Genomic DNA, 17,401 nt, shown 5'->3' on the forward strand with positions numbered 1-17,401 from the left:
GCTCGAGAACGCTCCAGGCTGCGTGTGGGGGACGTGGCCTGCGGGTAAGCCTTCTGGCGATGGCGGACGCGCGGCTACGCTTCTTTGCGGATCGGAACGGGCGCGGGGGCTGGATGGGCATCCGCCACGGCGTGATCGGGCGCCAGAAGCCGCGCGGAGTTCATGAGAAATGCCAGTTCCGATCCCACATGGATGACCGCGGCCAGCAGCGGGTTGAGATAGCCAAAGGCGGCAAGTCCGATCCCCACGGCGTCCACCAGCAAGGTGCCGGAGAAGTTCTGCCAGATGATGGCGCGGGTCTTGCGCGCGATCCGCAGGGTTTCCACCAGCTTGAACAGATCATTGCCGATCAGCACGATATCGGCGCTCTCCTGGGCGATGTCGGTGCCTGAGCCCATGGCGATGCCCAGGTTGGCCGCGGTGAGCGCGGGGGCATCATTGACCCCGTCACCCACCATGGCGACGATGCGACCCTCGGCGACCAGCGCCCGGACGCGCGCCAGCTTGTCCTCCGGCAGCATGTCGGCGACCACGTCGCCAATGCCGAGGGTGCGGGCCACATGCCGGGCCACCGCCTGGGTATCGCCGGTGAGCAGCACCGTCCGCATTCCCATGGCGTGCAGCGCGGCCATGGCCGCACGTGCCTCCGGGCGCAACGGATCGGCGACAATGATCTGGCCCGCATAGCGTCCGTCCGCCGCCACCACGATGTCGGACCCCACATGATCCTCGGTTCGGGCCGGAGCGGTGATCCCGGCGTCGGACAACAGCTTGCGATTGCCCACCAGCACCGTCCGGCCTTCCACGGAGGCGGTGATGCCGCGGGCGACGGTGTAATGAAAGGCATCGGTCTCGGGCAGCACGAGCCCCCGTCGTTCGGCTTCCTCCACCACGGCCCGGCCGAGCGGGTGCTCCGAGCGCAGCTCCGCCGCAGCCGCCAGCCGCAGCACGTCCGCCGGCTCCACCCCGTCGGCGCATTCGAGCGCGGTGACCCGCGGTTCGCCCATGGTGAGGGTGCCGGTCTTGTCCAGGACCACGGTATCCACCCGGCCCAGGGTCTCCAGATGGATGCCACCCTTGATGATGGACCCCAGTTTCGCCGCCCGGCCGATGCCGCCAAGGATCGCCAGCGGCGTCCCGGCGGCGATGCCGCAGGCGCCGGCGACGATGATGACCGAGATGGTATCGCGGATGTTCTGGGTCAGCAGATAGGTGAGAACGGCCGCCCCGAAGGCCACATAGACCAGATATCCGGCCAGGCGATCCGCCAGTTTCTGCACCGGCGCCCGGGTCTGTTCGGCCGCCTCGACCGCATCAATGATGCGGCCATAGCTGGTATCGCGCCCCACCCGCTCAACGCGAATTTCCAGAACCCCCATCTGGTTGATGGAGCCGGCGAACACGGGGGCTCCCTCCGCCTTTTCCGCCGGCATGGATTCCCCGGTGATCCGTGACTGATCCACATAAGAGTGACCGCCGACCACCGCCCCATCCACGGGCACCTTCTCCCCAGGGCTCACCAGCACCAGATCGCCCGCCACCACCTGCTCCAGCGGCAATATGGCGATGTCTCCGTCGCGCCGCACGTGCGCGGTCTTGGGGACGAAATCCACCAGATCGCGGATGGCGCTGCGGCCGCGCGCGACGGTGAGATGCTCCAGTTCCTCCGCCACCAGAACGAACACGGTGACCACCAGGGCGGTAAAGATCTCAGCGATGGCGGCGGCGGCGAGGATCGCGATGGTCATGGACAGTTCCATGGTCATCCGGCGGGCCAGTAAATTCAGCGCCGCCTCGCGAAAAATCGGCCACGCGGCAAAAAGCAGAGCGAGAAGGCCGACGACGCTGACGGCGGCGACCGGCTCGTACACCTTGAACCAAACCAGTGCGGCGCCGATCACCGCGACCGCAATTCGCAACAGTGCCAAGTGTCCAAAGGGAGGCTGATCGTGGACGGAGTCGTGCGGTGCGGTCGGCGGCACGGTGGCCTCCAGTGCCTGTTGAAATCTGGCCGGTTCCAGTGCTCCGACCCTATTCCGATCCCGAGCGCCAGACCTTAGTTTAGATCAATTCCAGAAAATGATCTATCGGACGGACGGTTCAATGGCTGTCTCCTTTGCGCCCTCGATGCGCCAGGCTCCGCTCTGGGATGTCACGCGGGCGGGAGATGTCGCCTTGAGGCCTACGGCGAGAGGCCGGGGCGCGGACACCATCCGCCAGATGCGACACGGCAGGCTGACGTGTGCCGGCAACGCTGCCGCCGTTTGCCAAGCCGACTTGGCGCGCAAAATGCGTACGACGTCCGTGACCGCAGCCTTGGCGGATTTCCGACGTTGTCGCACAGCAGGAGCGTATCGTGCCCTCATTGCAAGAAGTCTGTACCGTTGTTGCATTGGCACCCACAAAGCCCACCGGACTGGCGGACCTGGGCGTGCCCTTGGTCGCGTCCAGCGTGGTCAAGAAGGGGCGCGCCCATGAATTCGCGCAGCTAACGGCAGATGGCACGATCGGCCGCCGCTTCCAGGATCTTCGGATCGTCGGGATCCATACACTGGAGGGCGGGGCGCCATCGGCGAAAGTGTTCGTGCAGTTCGAGGTGTTCGGCGACAATACCGCGGTGCTCGCCGACGGAAGCGGCTTCGGAGCGGTTCTCCATGCGGGAGGGCAGCAGTTGATGCGCCTGTCGTCGAGCAGCCTGTTCCTGCCCTATGCCAATTTCTGGTATCCGAACCGCTTCGTGTTCGACGTGCCGACGGCCGTTATCGATCAGGTGGATCGTCTCGATTTCATCGCGACCGCAGAAGACGTTCGCAGTCTTTAGAGCGGCGACCGATCGAGCACGGGGCTATCATTTGCTGACGGCAAGCTCGCAGACCCCGTGGCATGGAGGTTGCCTGTTCTCAATCGAAGGTGCGTTCGACGTCTCTGCGGGCGGGAGAGGGGCAGAAAAGGTGAACCGGGGCGCTAGACCATGTGTCCATGACGGCGTTGTGCCATGAGCCTCGACGTGGCGCGGCTCGGCAAGCTGCTGTCCCTCGCCGGCAGCGAGAATGAGGGCGAGGCGACCGCAGCCATCCGCAAGCTCAAGGCCGCGCTGTCGTCCGAAGGCCTGAGCTTTACCGATCTCGGCCAGAGGCTCATCGGCCAGGCGGGACAGCGCGCCGATGGGGGACAGCGTCCCCACGCTCCCGCGCCAGAACCCCATCGCTTTACCGACGCCGACGGTGTGGTGTGGCCCAGCCGGGAGGCTTACGAAAGGTACCAAGCGGCGGCGGCGACGCGCCGGGAAAGCGACTGGCGCCGGACCGAGGCGGAGCGGGCGGCGGTGATCGCCCGATACGGATCGCGCGAAGCTGCGTTGGATCGCAGCGCGCGCGAGCAGATCCTGCACGACGCGGTCGCGGACCTGTTGGTGCGCGCCGACCCGGACGTCGATCCGCCGGGGCGGTGGCATGCCAGCCTCGACGGCTGGGATCGCAGTCTGCTCCACCCGTCCGCCACGGTCTTGGCCCGGATCGAGCAGGCGTACCCGCTGCCACAGACGGTGCGCCTGGCGAAAGACGAGTTCGACTATTGGAAGCAACGCTCCAACGAGATCGAGATGCTCATGGGGCGCCCGGGGGATACGCAACTGGATCTGCCGGCGATTTGTCGCGCGCGGCGGGTTCAGGCGCTGTATGAGCGCGAACTTCCGATCCGCTCCATCGACGATCTCCACCTGCGCTTGCAGGTCTCGGTCAACCCCGAATGGGCCGACGAGACCGGCGAGGCGCTTCCGCTAATCCTTGAAGCCTTCGAGGCGCTGATTATCGCCCCCGCCACGGTCGCCGAGCCGCCGGGGACGTGACGGGGCCCCATGGGCGCGCGCCGCAGTCCATCGCACGGCAACACTTTGATGCGCGGCGCAAGCCGCCCGAACCCGGCAGGGGTCCATGACCTATCCAAACGTCAAACGCGTGTCGCACCGGATGCTCGGCCACATGCTGCGGATGACGTTGAGCGAGCAACTGGTGCTCGATCTGACGCTGGAGGAGGGCCGGACCTTGTCGCGCGCCTTCACCGCTGTCGCCCATGACTGGCGGCGGTCGGATCTGGTCTATCTGAGCCCGGTTGGAAGCGACGCGGATTTCACCGCCGCCGTGACGCAGGATGGTCTTGATGTGGCGACGCCGGCGGGCCGTCACCATCTGGATTGGAACGATGTGACCGAACTCGCCGAGCGCCTGGCGGTGGAGTAGGGGATCGGTCCGAGCCTGTGCGCGCGCGTCCGAGCCGGTGCGCATGTCCGAGCCCGAAGCCGCACGTCCTCATCCCGCCAGCGTGCCGTGCGTCGCCGCCGTGGCGGTCAGCAACTCGACCTTCTGCGTGATCGAGAGCCACGCGTCATAGGCCTCGATCTTTCCGCAGATGTCGAAGCTGTGGGCCATCTCCGCCGCGAAGGCCACGCCGTCGCCCCCATACTGCTCGGCAATGATCCAGGCCGTTTGCCACAAATCGATTTCTGTCGCCATGGCGGCTCTCTCTCGCTCGCGCGCCGGTGCGGCGCCGGCCGGTCCCCCGTGGTTACAAATCCAACACCAGCCTGTCGCCTTTGGCACGCGACACACACGCCAGGAAGAAGCCTTCGGCGCGCTGCTCGGTGGACAGCCGCTTGTCGCGGTGATCGACCTCGCCCTCCAGCACCTTGACCTTGCAGGTGCCGCACAGGCCCTGTTCGCAGGATGTGGGAACCTTGATGCCCTTCTCCTCCAGGAACCCCGCGACGGTCTTGTCTCCGGGGATCTTGAAGACCGTGCCGGTGCTGGCAATCTTCACCTCGAAGACCTTGTCGAGCAGGGGCGCGGCCTGCTTGGCGGTGAAACGTTCCACATGGATCCGCTCTTCGCTCCACCCCTTCTGGGTGGCGGTCTTGACGATCGGATCGAGCCACCAATCGGCGCCGCAGATGAAGAGGTGCGTGTCCTCGGGCTGTGCCGCGAGCACATCGGCCACATTGAGCAACTGGTTCTGCTCGCTGTCTTCCAGGTAATATCTGGTGTCCCCGGAGAACGCCGCCCCGTCGATGGCGCCGCGAAACGCGCCGGGGGACATCAGAGCAAACACATAGTGCAGTTCGAACGGAATGCTCTGCGCCTTCAAGTGATCGGCGATGCTCAGGATCGGCGTCACGCCGATGCCGCGCGCAAGCAGGATGGCCCGTCGGGTGTTGCGGGGAACGCGAAACCGGTTGCGGGGCAAGCTGACCTGGAGGGTGTCGCCCACCTTCACGACTTCATGCAGCGCCTTGGACCCGCCGCGACCATTGGGGTCCTTCCACACGCCGATCCGGTAGCGGCGGCGATCGGAAGGACTGTTGAACAGCGAATATTGGCGAACCATCCCAGAGGGGAGCGTCACATCCACATGCGAGCCGGGGGAAAAGGCGGGAAGGTCCACGCCGTCCGGGTCGACCAGTTCGAACGAGACCATGTTGTGGGCCTCCATGGCCTTGTCCGCCACGACAAGGGAGCGCAGGGCGTCGTCTGTCATGTCATCTCCTGTGTCGTGCACGCCTGTGGTCCGGCATGCGGTGCAAATTGGAGACCACGCATTCCGGCGCACGGCCCATGGTTTGCTTTGCCGTCCGTGCGTCGCATTCCTTGCCTGCCGGGCGGCCCGCTGTGGCAAGGTGCGATGCGACAGGGGACCCATCGCAAATCCCCAACTGAAGTTCCCCACATGAACGGATCAGGACGCAGTCATGCTGAGAGACGAGAGCATCCGCCGCGGCGACCGACGCAGCCCGCCACGCAATGTGTTCGGCGAGCCGCTGGAACTGTGCGCCACGCGACCGATGACCGGCTTCTATCGGGACGGATGCTGCAATACCGGCAGCGATGACGTGGGCAACCACACCGTCTGCATCGTGGCGACGGCGGAGTTCCTGGCGTTCTCGAAGGCGCGGGGCAACGATCTCTCCACGCCGTTGCCGAACTTCGGCTTTCCCGGCCTGCAGCCCGGCGACCGCTGGTGCCTGTGCGCGCCCCGTTGGCAGGAGGCGTTCGAGGCCGGCCAAGCGCCACGGGTGGTCCTGCGCGCCACGCACGAAGGCGCGTTGAGTTCCTGCTCGCTTGCGGATCTCAAACGCGCGGCGATCGATCTGGCGTGACCGGAGCCTCCAGCGCCGTCACAGCGAGGCGAAGGTCGGCGCGACACCCACGGTATCGATATAGACGATGCCGTCTTCGATCTTGACCGGATATTCCGACAGGGCCGGCGCATGCTCATGGGTCGGCGCGCCGGAATTCATGTCCCAGCTCCAGAAATGCAGGGGACAGGTGAGCACCGTCCCGTCGAATTCGGCTTCGGCGAGCGGCGTGTTGGCATGCGGGCACACGCCCTGAAACGCCTTGACCACGCCGTTCTCCGGCCATGCGAGCACGATGAGATGCGCATCGGCGATGACCAGCCGCATGCCGCCTTCGATGATCGTCTCTGCTTTGCAGACCCTGGTGAACATCGCATCATCCTCAAGAGGAGCCTCAGGCTGAAACGGGGGCCGGGTCGGCGCGGGCCGCATCGGCTCCCACCGGAAGCGCGAGACTGTCATCCTCGGCCATCAGCCGTGCGCGCCAGTGGTGTTGAAATGCGGTCCAGGAGTTCGGCTGCGGGAATGTCACATCCACGAACCATTCGACGGTGCGCACCTCGTCCGGCCATATGCGATCTTCGCCATGCCACACCATCGCCGGCCACCGTGCGTTGCGCTGCGCCGTCGCCGCGTCGGCGCGGAGCGAAGGCCGGCCCAAGGTCTCGCTCAGCCAGGCCATCACCTCCGGACGAAAGGTGTTGGCGAAGAACACACCGTGCCGGCCGAGACGCTGCGGGGTACGCAAGATGCGCTGCTCGATCCAGGCAAAGCTCGCTGGTGCCCTCCCGTTGCGAAATTCGCGCAAGGTCAGCAGCCGGAAGCCCTGCGCCAGCCAATGCGATCGCACCGCGCGGACGCAGCCGGGATCCGGCTGCGATGTTTCAGCCACGGCCAAGCCACCGATGTATCCCGCCTTTTGGCTGCCGTGCGATCGTGGCGAATCCGACATGAATAGGTCTTGAGTTCATCTCTGTTGGGATGTGGGTGGCAATATTGATGCCAGACGAGAGGTGGGGTCTGAGAGCGGCATTGCTGCCATCCCGGTCTGGCCGCTCAGAGTGCGACCGGCGCCGGCGGCTGTGACGGGGCTTGCCGCGCCACCTCACCCGCCATCGCTCCAGCCGTGGCAGCCTTGCCGGCGATGCACTAGATTGAAGCCAGACCGCCCAATCGGGGCAGGTCCATCCCATCGCCCCCTCGTCAATGGATAGAGGCATCTTTACCGACCCGATCGCCATGCCGCTGATCGGACTGTACGCTGGAACCCACACCCCATGTCTGTTGCCTTCACCCGCGAAAACGATCTGGAAGCCACCGCCGCCGATCTGCCGGACCGGCCGATCTCGCCCCATCCCAATCTGGTGACGGCCACAGGTCTGGCGGCGTTGGATGCGGCATTGGCGCAGGCGCGGGCCGCCTATGGCGCGGCCCAGACCGGCGATGTGCAGGCCGACCGCACCGCCATGGCGCGGGCCACGCGGGATCTGCGCTATTACAGCGCCCGTCGCGCCAATGCCCAATTGATCGAGAGCCCGCCCCATCCCGAGACGGTGCAGTTCGGTGCCGCGGTCACCCTGGATCGGGAGGATGGCCGCCGGCAGGTGTTTCGCATTGTCGGCGAGGATGAGGCCGACCCGGCCAAGGGGTCGGTGTCCTATGTCTCGCCGCTGGCCAGTGCGGTCATGGGCAAGGGGGTGGGTGATGTGGTGAGCGTAAACGGCCGTGAGGTGGAAGTGGTGGAGATCGCCTGAACGCGCCAGCCCCGCCGGGACGCGTCAGGGGGCGTCCGGCCCCAGGGCGAAGCGGATCGCGCGGTTGATGGCCACCGGCAGCACCGACATATGGGTTTCGCCCTCCAGCAATGCGAACTCCGCCTGCACGCCGGGCAGGGCGCCGAGGCGCGCCGCCAGGTCCCGGGCATTGTCCACCACCCGGTTCGCCGCATAGCGGGCGCGGCGCTCCACATGGTCCTCCAGCCGCAGGTGGAAGGGGGCGAGCGCCTGCTCATATTCCGCCGCCGCCAGGAACAGGCGGGCGGGCCGCGGCGCGGCTTCAAAGCGCGCGGCGCTCTTCAGCACCACCGCCTCCTCCCACCAGATGGCCGGGCTGATGGCGATCCAGCTGGCGAAGGCGTCCGGCCGGGTGAACAGCGCATGCAAGACGAACAGGCCGCCGAAGGAATGCCCGAAAATGGCCTGCCGCGTCGGGTCCACCGGCAGCCGGCTGGCGATTTCCGGCTTCAGTTCGTCGGTGATGAAGGCGAGGAACTGGTCGGCCCCGCCGGTCTTCACCTCCGGCCCGTCCGGGCTGTGCGGCGGGTAGGTGGCCCCGGGCGGCGGCCCCATGTCCCAGGAGCGGCGCACGCTGTCATAGGCGCCGTCGGTGGGATAGCCGATGGCGATCACCGCCGCATCGGCAATGCCGGTCCCGGTGGGATAGGCCGCCTGCACCCGCAGCGCGTCCGCCGCCGTGCCGATCACCGCATTGCCATCCAGCAGATAGAGCGTCGGCCAGCCGCCGGCCGGCGGCGCGCCGGGCGGGATACGCAGGAAGATGCGGTAGGGCGCACCGCCGGCGCGCGGGGCAAGCTCGAACTGCACGGTGTCGGGAATCGGGGCGGGTCGCGGGTTCAGGGGCATCATCATCGCTCACGTCATCTCTTGGCCAGAAGCCACATCAGCGCCGGGCCGCCGATCAGGGTTGCAATCAGCCCCGCCGGCATCTGCCAGGGAAAGGCGATCATCCGGCCAAGCCAGTCGGCGAGCAGCATGATGAAGGCGCCCACCAGCGCCGCGCCGGCCAGTTGCGGCACGGCGCGGTGCAGGCCCAGCCGGGTGGCCAGATGCGGCGCCATCAGTCCCACGAAGGTGAGCGGCCCCACCACCAGGGTGGCGGTCGCGGTCAGCCCGGCCGCCAGCCCCAGCAGGATCAGGCGCACCCGTCCCAGATTGAGCCCCAGCGCCTGTCCGGGGGCATCGCCCAGGGGCAGAAGGTCGAGCCATCGCGCGCACAGGGCGGTCAGGGCGATCAGCACCACGGCCGCGGCGGCGGACCAGAGGGCCTGGGGGGCGTCCACCTGATAGGTGGAGCCGGTCATCCAGTTGAGCAGCAGCAGGCCGCGCGGGTCGCCGCTGGCGGTCAGGGCGCCCACCAGCGCGTCGAACAGGGCGCCGAGCGCAATGCCCGCCAGCAGCACGCGCTCCGGCGTGAAGCCGGTGCGGCGACCCAGTAGCACGATGATGAACAGCACGCCGAATGCGCCGGCGCAGGCGGCGGCAAGCTGGATCTCGCGACCTGCCGCCGTCACCGTGAACAGCGCCACGATCAGCCCGAATGCGGCGCCGGCGCCCACGCCCAGCACTTCCGGGCTCGCCATGGGGTTGCGCAGGAGGCGCTGGAGAATGCCGCCGGCCAGGGCCAGCATGGCCCCGGCGCACAGGGCGGCCAGCGCCCGCGGTGCCCGCCATGGCAGCAGGCCGGGCAGGGCATCCAGACCCGCGAGGCTCCACCCGCCATCGGGCGCACGACCGAGGCAGAGCGACAGGGCCATGCCCAGGAGCAGCAGCCCACCGAGCGCCAGCAGCATCGGCACCGCGCGCTGGCGTCGCGTCGGGCCGGCGGCTTCCGTGCGGGGCGGAGCGGCGGCCGTCCGCAGGCGCGGCAGGAGCCAGAGCAGCAAGGGCGATCCGAACACGGCCGTGACCGCTCCGGTGGGCAGAATGCCGCCGGAGAGGCCGCCGGTGCGTTGCACCAGTTGGTCGGTCAGCCACAGCAGGCCGGCTCCCATGACCGGCGCCCAGATGAGCTGGTCGCGCAACCGTCGCGCGCCGGCCAGCCGCGCCAGGGCCGGAGCGATGAGGCCGATGAAGCCGATGACCCCGACGCCGCTCACCACCACGGCGGTGAGCGCGACCCCCAGCGACAGCGCCGCGAGGCGGGTGCCGTGCAGCGAGACGCCGAGGCTGTGGGCGCCGGCATCGTCCAGCGACAGCACGGTCAGCGGGCGGATCATCAGCGCCACCAGACCGGCGACGGCGGCACATTGGAGGCTGAGGGTGGCCACCGTCTCCCAGCCCTGCTGGCTGAGCGCGCCGCTGCCCCAGATGAACAGGCCGGTGAGATAATGCTCCTTGAACAGGATCAGGGCGGCGGAGACCGCCCCGCAATAGAGGCCGAGCACCAGCCCCGCCAGCACCACCGCCAGTGGCGACAGGCCCTTGCGCCACGATAGGGCGAACACCGCGCCGATGGCGAGCGCCCCGCCCCCGAGCGCGATCCATTCCCGACCGAAGACGAACAGGCCCGGCGCCCACAAGGTGGCGAGGGCCAGGGCCAGCTTGGCGCCGGCGGCGACCCCCAGCGTGGTGGGCGAGGCCAGGGGATTGCGCAGCACCTGCTGGAAGATGGTGCCGGCCAGGGCCAGCGCCGCGCCGCATAGAATGGCGGCGGCCATGCGTGGCAAGAGGCTGTAATGCACCAGGAGCTGGCGCCCGTCGCCCGTCTCCGGCGCCCATATGGCCGTGAGCCAGAGCGCGGGCGGCAGGGCCTGGGCCAGCGCCGCCATCGATAGCACGGCAGCGGGGATGGTGATCCCCGCAGCCAGCATCCAGGGCCGGGCGGGGCGGGGGGCGTGGCCGGCGAGGGCGAGGTCAGCCATTGGATCCGCCTTGTGGCGCCAGGGCGTCCGCCAGCAGCCGCGCGAAGCGCATGGCGGAGGCAGCGGCGCCGAACATGAGCACCGCCGGCAGGCCGTGAACCTGCGCGGATCTCACGAATGGCAGGTGGGTCCACAGCGGATTGCGCCCCAAGGCCTGCATGGCGCCCGCGGGCACCGGATCGAAGTAGACCAGGACCGCCCGCGGGTCGGGATCCAGCGCCTCGATGCCCAGGGTGGTGAAGCCCCAGAAATTGGTCCGGCCTTGATAGGCATTGCTGAGACCGACGCGGGCCAGCACGTCCTGGAACAGGCTTTGGGCGCCGTAGACGCGCACATGCCGGCTGTCCATAACACTCACCAGATAGAGCGGCCGGTCGCGCACGGCGGCAAGGCGCGTGCGGGCGGCGGCGAAGGTGGCGTCCATCTGCGCCAGGACGGCGGCCCCGGCGGCCGCCCGCCCGGTCAGGGTTGCGATCCGCTCCAGGGCGGCGGTGGCCAGCGCCAGCGGGCGCCCCTCCGGCACATAGAGCGGGAAGGTCAGCACGGGGGCGATCTGCTCCAGGCGGTGGCTGATACCGGCGAGATAGGGGGTGGAGAGGATCGCGTCCGGCTGCAGCTGCTGCAGCAGCTCCAGATTGGGTTCGCGGCTGCTGCCGAGATTGACCACGCCGGGCGGCAAGGGCGGCTCCACCACCCAGCGGTGCCAATCCTGCGCCCCCACCAGTGCGATGGGCGGGAGGCCGAGCAGGATCAGGGTTTCGGCCAAGCCATAGTCCAGCGCCGCCAGCCGCCGCAGGGGCGTGGGCAGAGAGGGCTCGCCCGCAACGGCGAACCCCGCCGGTGCGAACACCGGCGGGGTTGCGAGCGGAGCGGCCATGAGGCCGCCGAGCACTGTGCGCCGGCTGAACCGGGCGATCCGCCGCCTGTCAGGCATCGGACGCCAGCAAAGTGCCGACGGCCCGGTCGCGTGGCGCCCCGGTGCTGGCCCAGGTCACCACCGCCTCCGGCAGGTCGAGGTCGAAATGCGACCGCCCCAGCAAGGCGTTGACGATGACCGCGCTGCGCCAGGCCATGACGCTGAGCTGCGGTTCGGCGATGCCGTGGCTGTGCCGGCCGGCATTGAGCGCGAAGATGCGGTTTTGCCGCGGCCCGTCCCAGGTGAGGCTGAAGTCGGCCGCCAGTTGCAGATTGCCCTTGCGGTCGAAGGGGATGCGCTCCCGCAGCGGGCCGAGGAAATCGGGCACCTTGAAGGCATAGCCGGTGGCGAAGACCACCGCGTCCGCATGCAGGATCTCGATGCCGCCATCAAAGCTGTTGCGCATGATGAGGCGGTACTCGCCGTTCTGGCGGTCCATCTGGATGACCTCGCGGCCGGGCATCAGCGCCGGGTTGAGCGGGCCGCCGCCCAGATGGCGCAAGGCATACAGGCGCCGGTAGATGGCCTGGAGGGTCGAGGGGGAGGCGCCGTCGCTGGCCAGCTTCTGTCGCGCCAGGCTGGCGGCGCGGGTGTCCTCGCCCAGGCCGTGGAAGTCCATCACATAGCCGGGCGTGAACAGTTCGTTGGTGAAGGGGGTGGCATCCAGCGGCTCGAAGTTCGGCCGGCGGCTGATCCAGGACACCTCCTGCCGCGCCCCGTCCTGGTCGAGCAGGGCCAGGAAGACTTCCGCCCCGCTCTGCCCGCCGCCCACCACCGCCACGCGCCGGGCGGTGAGGGCCGGCAGGCGGGTCATGGTCTGGCTGGCATGGAAGCAGGTGTCGCCCAAGAGCGGGCTGGCCCAGGCGGGCACCTCCGGCGTCAGGCCGATCCCCAGCGAGATGTTGCGCGCGGTGACGTCGCCGTCATCGAGACGCAGCACGAACGCGCCGCGGGCGAAGTCCAGTTCGCGCACCGGCGCGTCGAAGCTGAGCGTATCCAGTGCGCCCGCCACCCAGGCGAGATAATTGGCGAATTCCTGCCGTGGCAGCGCGTCGAACTCGGCATTCATGAAGCTGTAGAAGCGCTTGTGCGCCACCAGATAGGCCAGGAACGACCAGGGGCTGGTCGGGTTGGTCGCGGTGACCAGATCCTTCAGGCACGAGGTCTGCAATTCCGCGCCGGGCAGCATCATGCCCGGATGCCAGGCGAAATTCGGTTGGCGGTCGAAGAAGCGAACCCGCGCATCGACCACGGAGTCGAGCTGCGCGGCAAGACTCAGGTTGAACGGGCCGATGCCGATCCCGGCAAGGTCGAGGATGTGATCGTTCATTGTGTCAGGGCTCCATCCGGTCAGTGCATGTGACGTGGCGGCAGCGGGTGCAGGGCGCCGTCGGCCCGGTGGGGGGAGTTCAGGGCGGTGCGGCTCACTCGGCCGCCCGGTCGAGATGACCGGCGGCCTCCTCCAGCCGGCGGGCGAACCGGGCATGGAAAGCGGGGGCGCCGATGATGTGCAGATGCGTGGTGCCCTCAATGATTTCCGCCGGCGCGGCGAGGCGGGAGAGCTGGCGCCAGTCGATGAGATTGAGGCCGCGGTTGAGGGAATCCGCCGCCGCCCAGGGCTGGATCGGGGCGTCGTAGGGCAGCATCTTGTGGCGTCGGAAGATCAGCGCATTGTCGATCAGCACCCAGAAGGTGTGCTCGCGGCTGCCGATGTCCGGGCCGTCCTCGGGCAAGGTCTCCGGGCTGTTGCCGACGAAGCGCAGGAACTGGTCGTAGGCCAGCGGGTCCATGGCCTCCAGCAGCTCCTGCCAGCGCGCCGCCATGGGCGTGCGGGCCGCCCAGGCCAGGATCTGGCGCTCCAGCGCGTCGCGCTCGCCGGGGGAAAAGCGCGGGCGCGCGCCGATGGCGAAATCGGTGTCCATGTCGCAGACATCGATCATGCCGATGAGCTTGAGATCAATGTCGCTGCCCAGCATGCGCGCGGCTTCATAGGCGAGCAGCCCGCCCCACGACCAGCCGAGGAAGACGCAAGGTCTGCCCTGGCTGTGGGTGCGCACCAGGTCGGCGTAGCGGGCGGTGATCTCGGTGACGGAGACCTCGCGCTTCTTGTCCTCGGCCAACGAGTAGCAGATGAAGCCGGTGGCCGGCTGGTCGGGGCCGAGATGGTCCACCAGCTTGACATATTCGCGGGTGCTCACCAGCAGGCCGGGGAAGCAATAGAGCATGGGTCGCGTGCCGGTGCTGCGCAGATGGATCATCTGCCCGCCGCCGGCTTGAACGCCGCGCTCGATGGCCGTGGCCAGGGCGCGGATGGTCTGGTGGTTGAACAGATCGGCAATCGCCACCACGGCGTCGGGCTTGGCCTGCTTGATGCGCCCGAGCACCCTGAGCGCGGCCATGGAATTGCCGCCCACCTCGAAGAAATTCTGCCGCACGCCCACGGCGGGGAGCCCGAGAACCTCGCGCCAGATGGCGCACAGCTCGGTCTCCAGCGGCGTCGATGGCGGCACGATGTCCAGCGGCGCCAGCGCCGGCGCGGGCAGGGCCGCCCGGTCGAGTTTGCTGTTGGCATTGAGCGGGAAGCGCTCCAGCACCACCACGGCGGAGGGCACCATGTGCTCGGGCAGCATGCGCGCCAGGGCGCGGCGCAATTCCGCCCCGTCGGTCCGTGTGCCGTCGGTCGTTGCGCCATCGCCGGCCGTGCCCCGGCCCGCCACCACATAGGCCACCAAAGCCGGCTGGCCGCTGTCGTGGCGCAGCAGCACGGCGCATTCGCTCACGCCCGGAAGAGTCCGCAGCGCCGCCTCGATCTCGCCGGGCTCGATGCGGAAGCCGCGCAGCTTGATCTGGTGGTCGACGCGGCCGACGAATTCCACCGCGCCATCCTCCCGCCAGCGGGCCAGGTCGCCGGAAGCGTAGAGCCGGCCACCGGCCGGGTCGAACGGGTCCGGCACGAACCGCTCGGCGGTGGCGGCGGGGCGGCCCACATAGCCGCGGGCCACCCCGTCACCGCCGACATACAGCTCGCCGGTGACGCCGATAGGAACCGGGTTCAGGTCGCGGTCGAGCACATAGATGCGCCGCCCGCCCACGCCCCGGCCGATGGGGGCATACAGGCCCTCGAACGAGGTGCCCGCCCGCACCTTCCAAACCATGGGGGTCATGATGGTCTCGGTGGGGCCATAGCCATTGATCAGCCACTCAGCCTTGAGGGCGCGGGAGAACAGGTCGAAGGTGGCCTGGGCCATGCCTTCGCCGCCGAAGGAATAGAGCCGCACCGGCGGGGCATCCCCGGTGGCGTCCGCCCATTCGGCCAGTTGCTGCACGTAGGTGGTGGGGAAGCTGGCATTGGTGACGCCGTGCCGTCGCATGGCGGCGAAGGTTTCCTCCGGCGTCCACAAAGGCTTGTCCGGCAGGACGATGCTGCCGCCGAGCATCAGCGGCACCATCCAGCGCTCGTGGCCGCCGTCGGAGGAAAACGGCAGGAACGGCAGTTCGCGGGCGGTGTCGTCCATGCCATAGACCCGCGCCGTGGCCTGGCAGTGGCGCGTCAGCGGCCCGTGCTCCACCGCCACGCCCTTGGGGGTGCCGGTGGAGCCGGAGGTGTAGATCACATAGGCCAGCTGCCGGTCGGCGATGGGCCGCGCCGGGTCGGTATCCGGCAGGCCGGAGAGATCCAGCTGGTCCAGCTCGATCACCCGCGTGCCGGCAGCGGGCTTGAGCTGTTCGCGCAGCGCGGCGGTGGTGAGCACGATCGCCACGCCGGCATCGGCCAGGATATGGTCGTTGCGGCGGGCGGGATGGTCCGGCTCCACCGGAATGAAGGCGGCGCCTGCCTTCAGCACCGCAAGGATCGCCCCGATGGCCTCCGGCGAGCGGCGCAGCGCCACGGCGACGCAGCGCTCCGGCCCCGCGCCGGCGGCGATGAGATGGTGCGCCAGACCATTGGCAAAGCGGTCCAGCTCGCGCCGCGTCCACACCCGCTCGCCATGGAAGATGGCGGGCGTGTCCGGCTGGGTGCGGGCATGGGCGGCGATCAGCGCATGGACCGGACGGGGATCGGCCGGGGTCGTATCCGCATAGGGCGCGGAGAGCGCGGCCAGTTCCGCGGGCGTCACCAGCGCAATGTCCCGCAGCAGCCGATCGGGGTTCGCCACCTCCATGGCGATGCGCCGGAAATGGCGCAGCGCCCGGGCGCACAGGCGGGCGTCCAGCAGGTCGGCGGCATAAGTGAAGGTGGCCTGCAGGGTGCCATCCGCAGCCTCCACGGTGGTGAGCACCAGATCGCCGTCGGGGCGCGCCTGCGGCCGGCGGTGGAAGACAAAGCGGACGCCTTGGGCCGTGGTCACGGCGGGCGGCGTGTCCTGGCGATGGACGTGAACACAGGGCAGGAAGCCGCTGCCGTTCTGCTCGTTATTCTCCCAGAATTCCTGCGCCAGGGTCTCGAACGGCACATGATGGGTGCGGGCCGCCTGGAGTGCGGCGGCGACCCGTGCCGCGGCGTCCCGGAACCGCAGGGCGGACTGGAGCGCCACCTTCACCGGCAGCACATCTTCCGTGCGGCCGACGATGCCGCCCGCCTCGCCGTCCGGATCCCGTGCCGCTCCCAGCTTCAGATGCTCGTGCCCGCCATAGCGCCCCAGCAGGATGGCAAAGGCGGTGAGCAGCACCAGCGACACCGGCTGGCCGCAGGCGGCGGCGCAGGCCCGCACCGCTGCGGCCTCGCCCGCATCGAAGCGCAGGGTGGTTTCCCCGCGGGCGCCGCCGGCCTGGGGATCACGGCGGAAGATCACCGGCAAGGTGGCATCCGCATGGGGTTCGGCCAGAACGGCGCGCCAATAGGTGAAGGCCTTCTCCGTGTCATCGGGCGGCGCCAGCCAGGGCAGGGCGTGGGATGGCGGGGCGGCGGGACTGCCGGCTTCCGCCGCGCCGTAGGCGGCCACCACATCATGGGCGAGGATGTGTAGTGATGATGCATCGCAGATGATGGGATGCACGCTGAGCCCCAAGCGCCACCTTTGGCCGCATCGGCTCAGCAGCGCCCGCACCGCAAGGTCGGTCTCCAGGTCGAACTGGGCATCGGCGGTCAGCAGGCGTTCGAATTCCGCATCCGCCTCCACCCGGTCGAGGTCCGACAGATCGACGCAGCCGAGTGGAATCCGGGCCGTGTCATCGAGGCTCTGCAGCACCCGCCCGCCGGCATATTGGCGCAAGCGCAGCCGCAGGGCGGGATGCCGCGCGGCGAGCCGGTCGAGCGCGGCGCGCAACGTCTCCATATTGAGCGGGCCGTCAATGGTGACATCGACGGTCGGCTGGCCGGCCACTGCGGCGTTGCCGATCTGCGCCAGTGCCCATATGCGCCGCTGGGCGGGGGTCAAGGGAAAGCCGGGGGCGGTCTCATCGGTCATAGGGGCCATGTCCATGTGCGTGCCGGTGTCCGACGCCATATCAGTGCGGGTCATGACGGGCCTCTTGCAGCGAGCGGGGCCGCTGATCGCGCCAGACCTGGCCGATATGGTCGAGGCAGGCGGTGCGATCGCCGCAGACGCCCGCAAGGGCCCAGCCCACGGGAAGGGTGCGGCCCTGCGGCCAGAGGGCGTGGCGCCCCTCCTGGTCGATCACCACCTCCATCTGCTCGCCGGCCAGCCGCTCGTCATCTTGTGAACCGCCGCTCTGCATCCTCGCCGCCTCCGCATGG

The 17,401-nt window shown here is 68.9% G+C and carries 16 protein-coding genes; 5 read left to right on the forward strand and 11 right to left on the reverse strand.

Annotated elements, in window-relative coordinates:
- Positions 1 to 74: 74 nt before the first annotated feature.
- Positions 75 to 1,919, reverse strand: coding sequence for a cation-translocating P-type ATPase (locus AAG816_RS02690; protein ID WP_341987889.1), 1,845 nt, complete (start codon positions 1,917 to 1,919; stop codon positions 75 to 77).
- Between the two features lie 437 nt (positions 1,920 to 2,356).
- On the opposite strand from AAG816_RS02690, the gene AAG816_RS02695 reads away from it, so the two are divergent.
- From AAG816_RS02695 to AAG816_RS02705, 3 genes are all read left to right on the forward strand, one after another.
- Positions 2,357 to 2,821, forward strand: coding sequence for a hypothetical protein (locus tag AAG816_RS02695; RefSeq protein WP_341987890.1), 465 nt, complete (start codon positions 2,357 to 2,359; stop codon positions 2,819 to 2,821).
- Positions 2,822 to 2,995: 174 nt separating this feature from the next.
- A complete protein-coding gene (locus AAG816_RS02700) occupies positions 2,996 to 3,847 on the forward strand; it encodes a hypothetical protein (protein ID WP_341987891.1) in 852 nt (283 codons plus the stop codon).
- 85 nt (positions 3,848 to 3,932) lie between these two features.
- Positions 3,933 to 4,238, forward strand: coding sequence for a hypothetical protein (locus AAG816_RS02705; protein WP_341987892.1), 306 nt, complete (start codon positions 3,933 to 3,935; stop codon positions 4,236 to 4,238).
- Between the two features lie 69 nt (positions 4,239 to 4,307).
- On the opposite strand, the gene AAG816_RS02710 is transcribed toward AAG816_RS02705, so the two are convergent.
- Together AAG816_RS02710 and AAG816_RS02715 are read right to left on the reverse strand one after the other, a co-directional pair.
- On the reverse strand, positions 4,308 to 4,511 hold the full coding sequence (locus AAG816_RS02710) for a hypothetical protein (protein WP_341987893.1): 204 nt from the start codon (positions 4,509 to 4,511) through the stop codon (positions 4,308 to 4,310).
- A gap of 52 nt (positions 4,512 to 4,563) precedes the next feature.
- Positions 4,564 to 5,529: a PDR/VanB family oxidoreductase gene (locus AAG816_RS02715; protein ID WP_341987894.1), complete on the reverse strand. Its 966-nt coding sequence runs from the start codon at positions 5,527 to 5,529 to the stop codon at positions 4,564 to 4,566.
- Between the two features lie 211 nt (positions 5,530 to 5,740).
- Between AAG816_RS02715 and AAG816_RS02720 the strand changes: the two genes are divergently transcribed.
- Positions 5,741 to 6,148: a DUF2237 domain-containing protein gene (locus AAG816_RS02720; protein WP_341987895.1), complete on the forward strand. Its 408-nt coding sequence runs from the start codon at positions 5,741 to 5,743 to the stop codon at positions 6,146 to 6,148.
- 18 nt (positions 6,149 to 6,166) lie between these two features.
- Here AAG816_RS02720 and AAG816_RS02725 read toward each other — a convergent pair whose 3' ends face one another.
- Both AAG816_RS02725 and AAG816_RS02730 read right to left on the reverse strand, forming a co-directional pair.
- On the reverse strand, positions 6,167 to 6,499 hold the full coding sequence (locus AAG816_RS02725; protein ID WP_341987897.1) for a Rieske 2Fe-2S domain-containing protein: 333 nt from the start codon (positions 6,497 to 6,499) through the stop codon (positions 6,167 to 6,169).
- 22 nt (positions 6,500 to 6,521) lie between these two features.
- Entirely contained in the window at positions 6,522 to 7,019 is a 498-nt protein-coding gene (locus tag AAG816_RS02730; protein WP_341987898.1) for a hypothetical protein, read from the reverse strand.
- Between the two features lie 385 nt (positions 7,020 to 7,404).
- Between AAG816_RS02730 and greA the strand changes: the two genes are divergently transcribed.
- Positions 7,405 to 7,881: a transcription elongation factor GreA gene (greA, locus tag AAG816_RS02735; protein ID WP_341987900.1), complete on the forward strand. Its 477-nt coding sequence runs from the start codon at positions 7,405 to 7,407 to the stop codon at positions 7,879 to 7,881.
- A gap of 24 nt (positions 7,882 to 7,905) precedes the next feature.
- On the opposite strand, the gene AAG816_RS02740 is transcribed toward greA, so the two are convergent.
- The 6 genes from AAG816_RS02740 to AAG816_RS02765 all read right to left on the reverse strand — a co-directional run bounded on the left by AAG816_RS02740 (position 7,906) and on the right by AAG816_RS02765 (position 17,382).
- Positions 7,906 to 8,775 carry an alpha/beta hydrolase-fold protein gene (locus AAG816_RS02740; protein WP_341987902.1) on the reverse strand — a complete coding sequence of 290 codons (870 nt, stop codon included), beginning with the start codon at positions 8,773 to 8,775 and terminating at the stop codon, positions 7,906 to 7,908.
- Between the two features lie 8 nt (positions 8,776 to 8,783).
- A complete protein-coding gene (gene fhuB / locus AAG816_RS02745; RefSeq protein WP_341987904.1) occupies positions 8,784 to 10,787 on the reverse strand; it encodes a Fe(3+)-hydroxamate ABC transporter permease FhuB in 2,004 nt (667 codons plus the stop codon).
- Positions 10,780 to 11,664, reverse strand: coding sequence for an ABC transporter substrate-binding protein (locus tag AAG816_RS02750; RefSeq protein WP_341987906.1), 885 nt, complete (start codon positions 11,662 to 11,664; stop codon positions 10,780 to 10,782). The genes fhuB and AAG816_RS02750 overlap by 8 nt, the downstream gene beginning before the upstream one ends.
- 49 nt (positions 11,665 to 11,713) lie before the next feature.
- On the reverse strand, positions 11,714 to 13,033 hold the full coding sequence (locus AAG816_RS02755) for a SidA/IucD/PvdA family monooxygenase (protein ID WP_341987908.1): 1,320 nt from the start codon (positions 13,031 to 13,033) through the stop codon (positions 11,714 to 11,716).
- Between the two features lie 94 nt (positions 13,034 to 13,127).
- A complete protein-coding gene (locus AAG816_RS02760; RefSeq protein WP_341987909.1) occupies positions 13,128 to 17,165 on the reverse strand; it encodes an amino acid adenylation domain-containing protein in 4,038 nt (1,345 codons plus the stop codon).
- A complete protein-coding gene (locus AAG816_RS02765; protein WP_341987911.1) occupies positions 17,152 to 17,382 on the reverse strand; it encodes an MbtH family NRPS accessory protein in 231 nt (76 codons plus the stop codon). Before AAG816_RS02765 ends, AAG816_RS02760 begins: the two co-directional genes overlap by 14 nt.
- Positions 17,383 to 17,401: the final 19 nt, after the last annotated feature.

Origin of the sequence: Azorhizobium sp. AG788 (genome assembly GCF_943371865.1) — a bacterium.
In the GTDB taxonomy this organism is placed as follows: Bacteria; Pseudomonadota; Alphaproteobacteria; order Rhizobiales; family Xanthobacteraceae; genus Azorhizobium.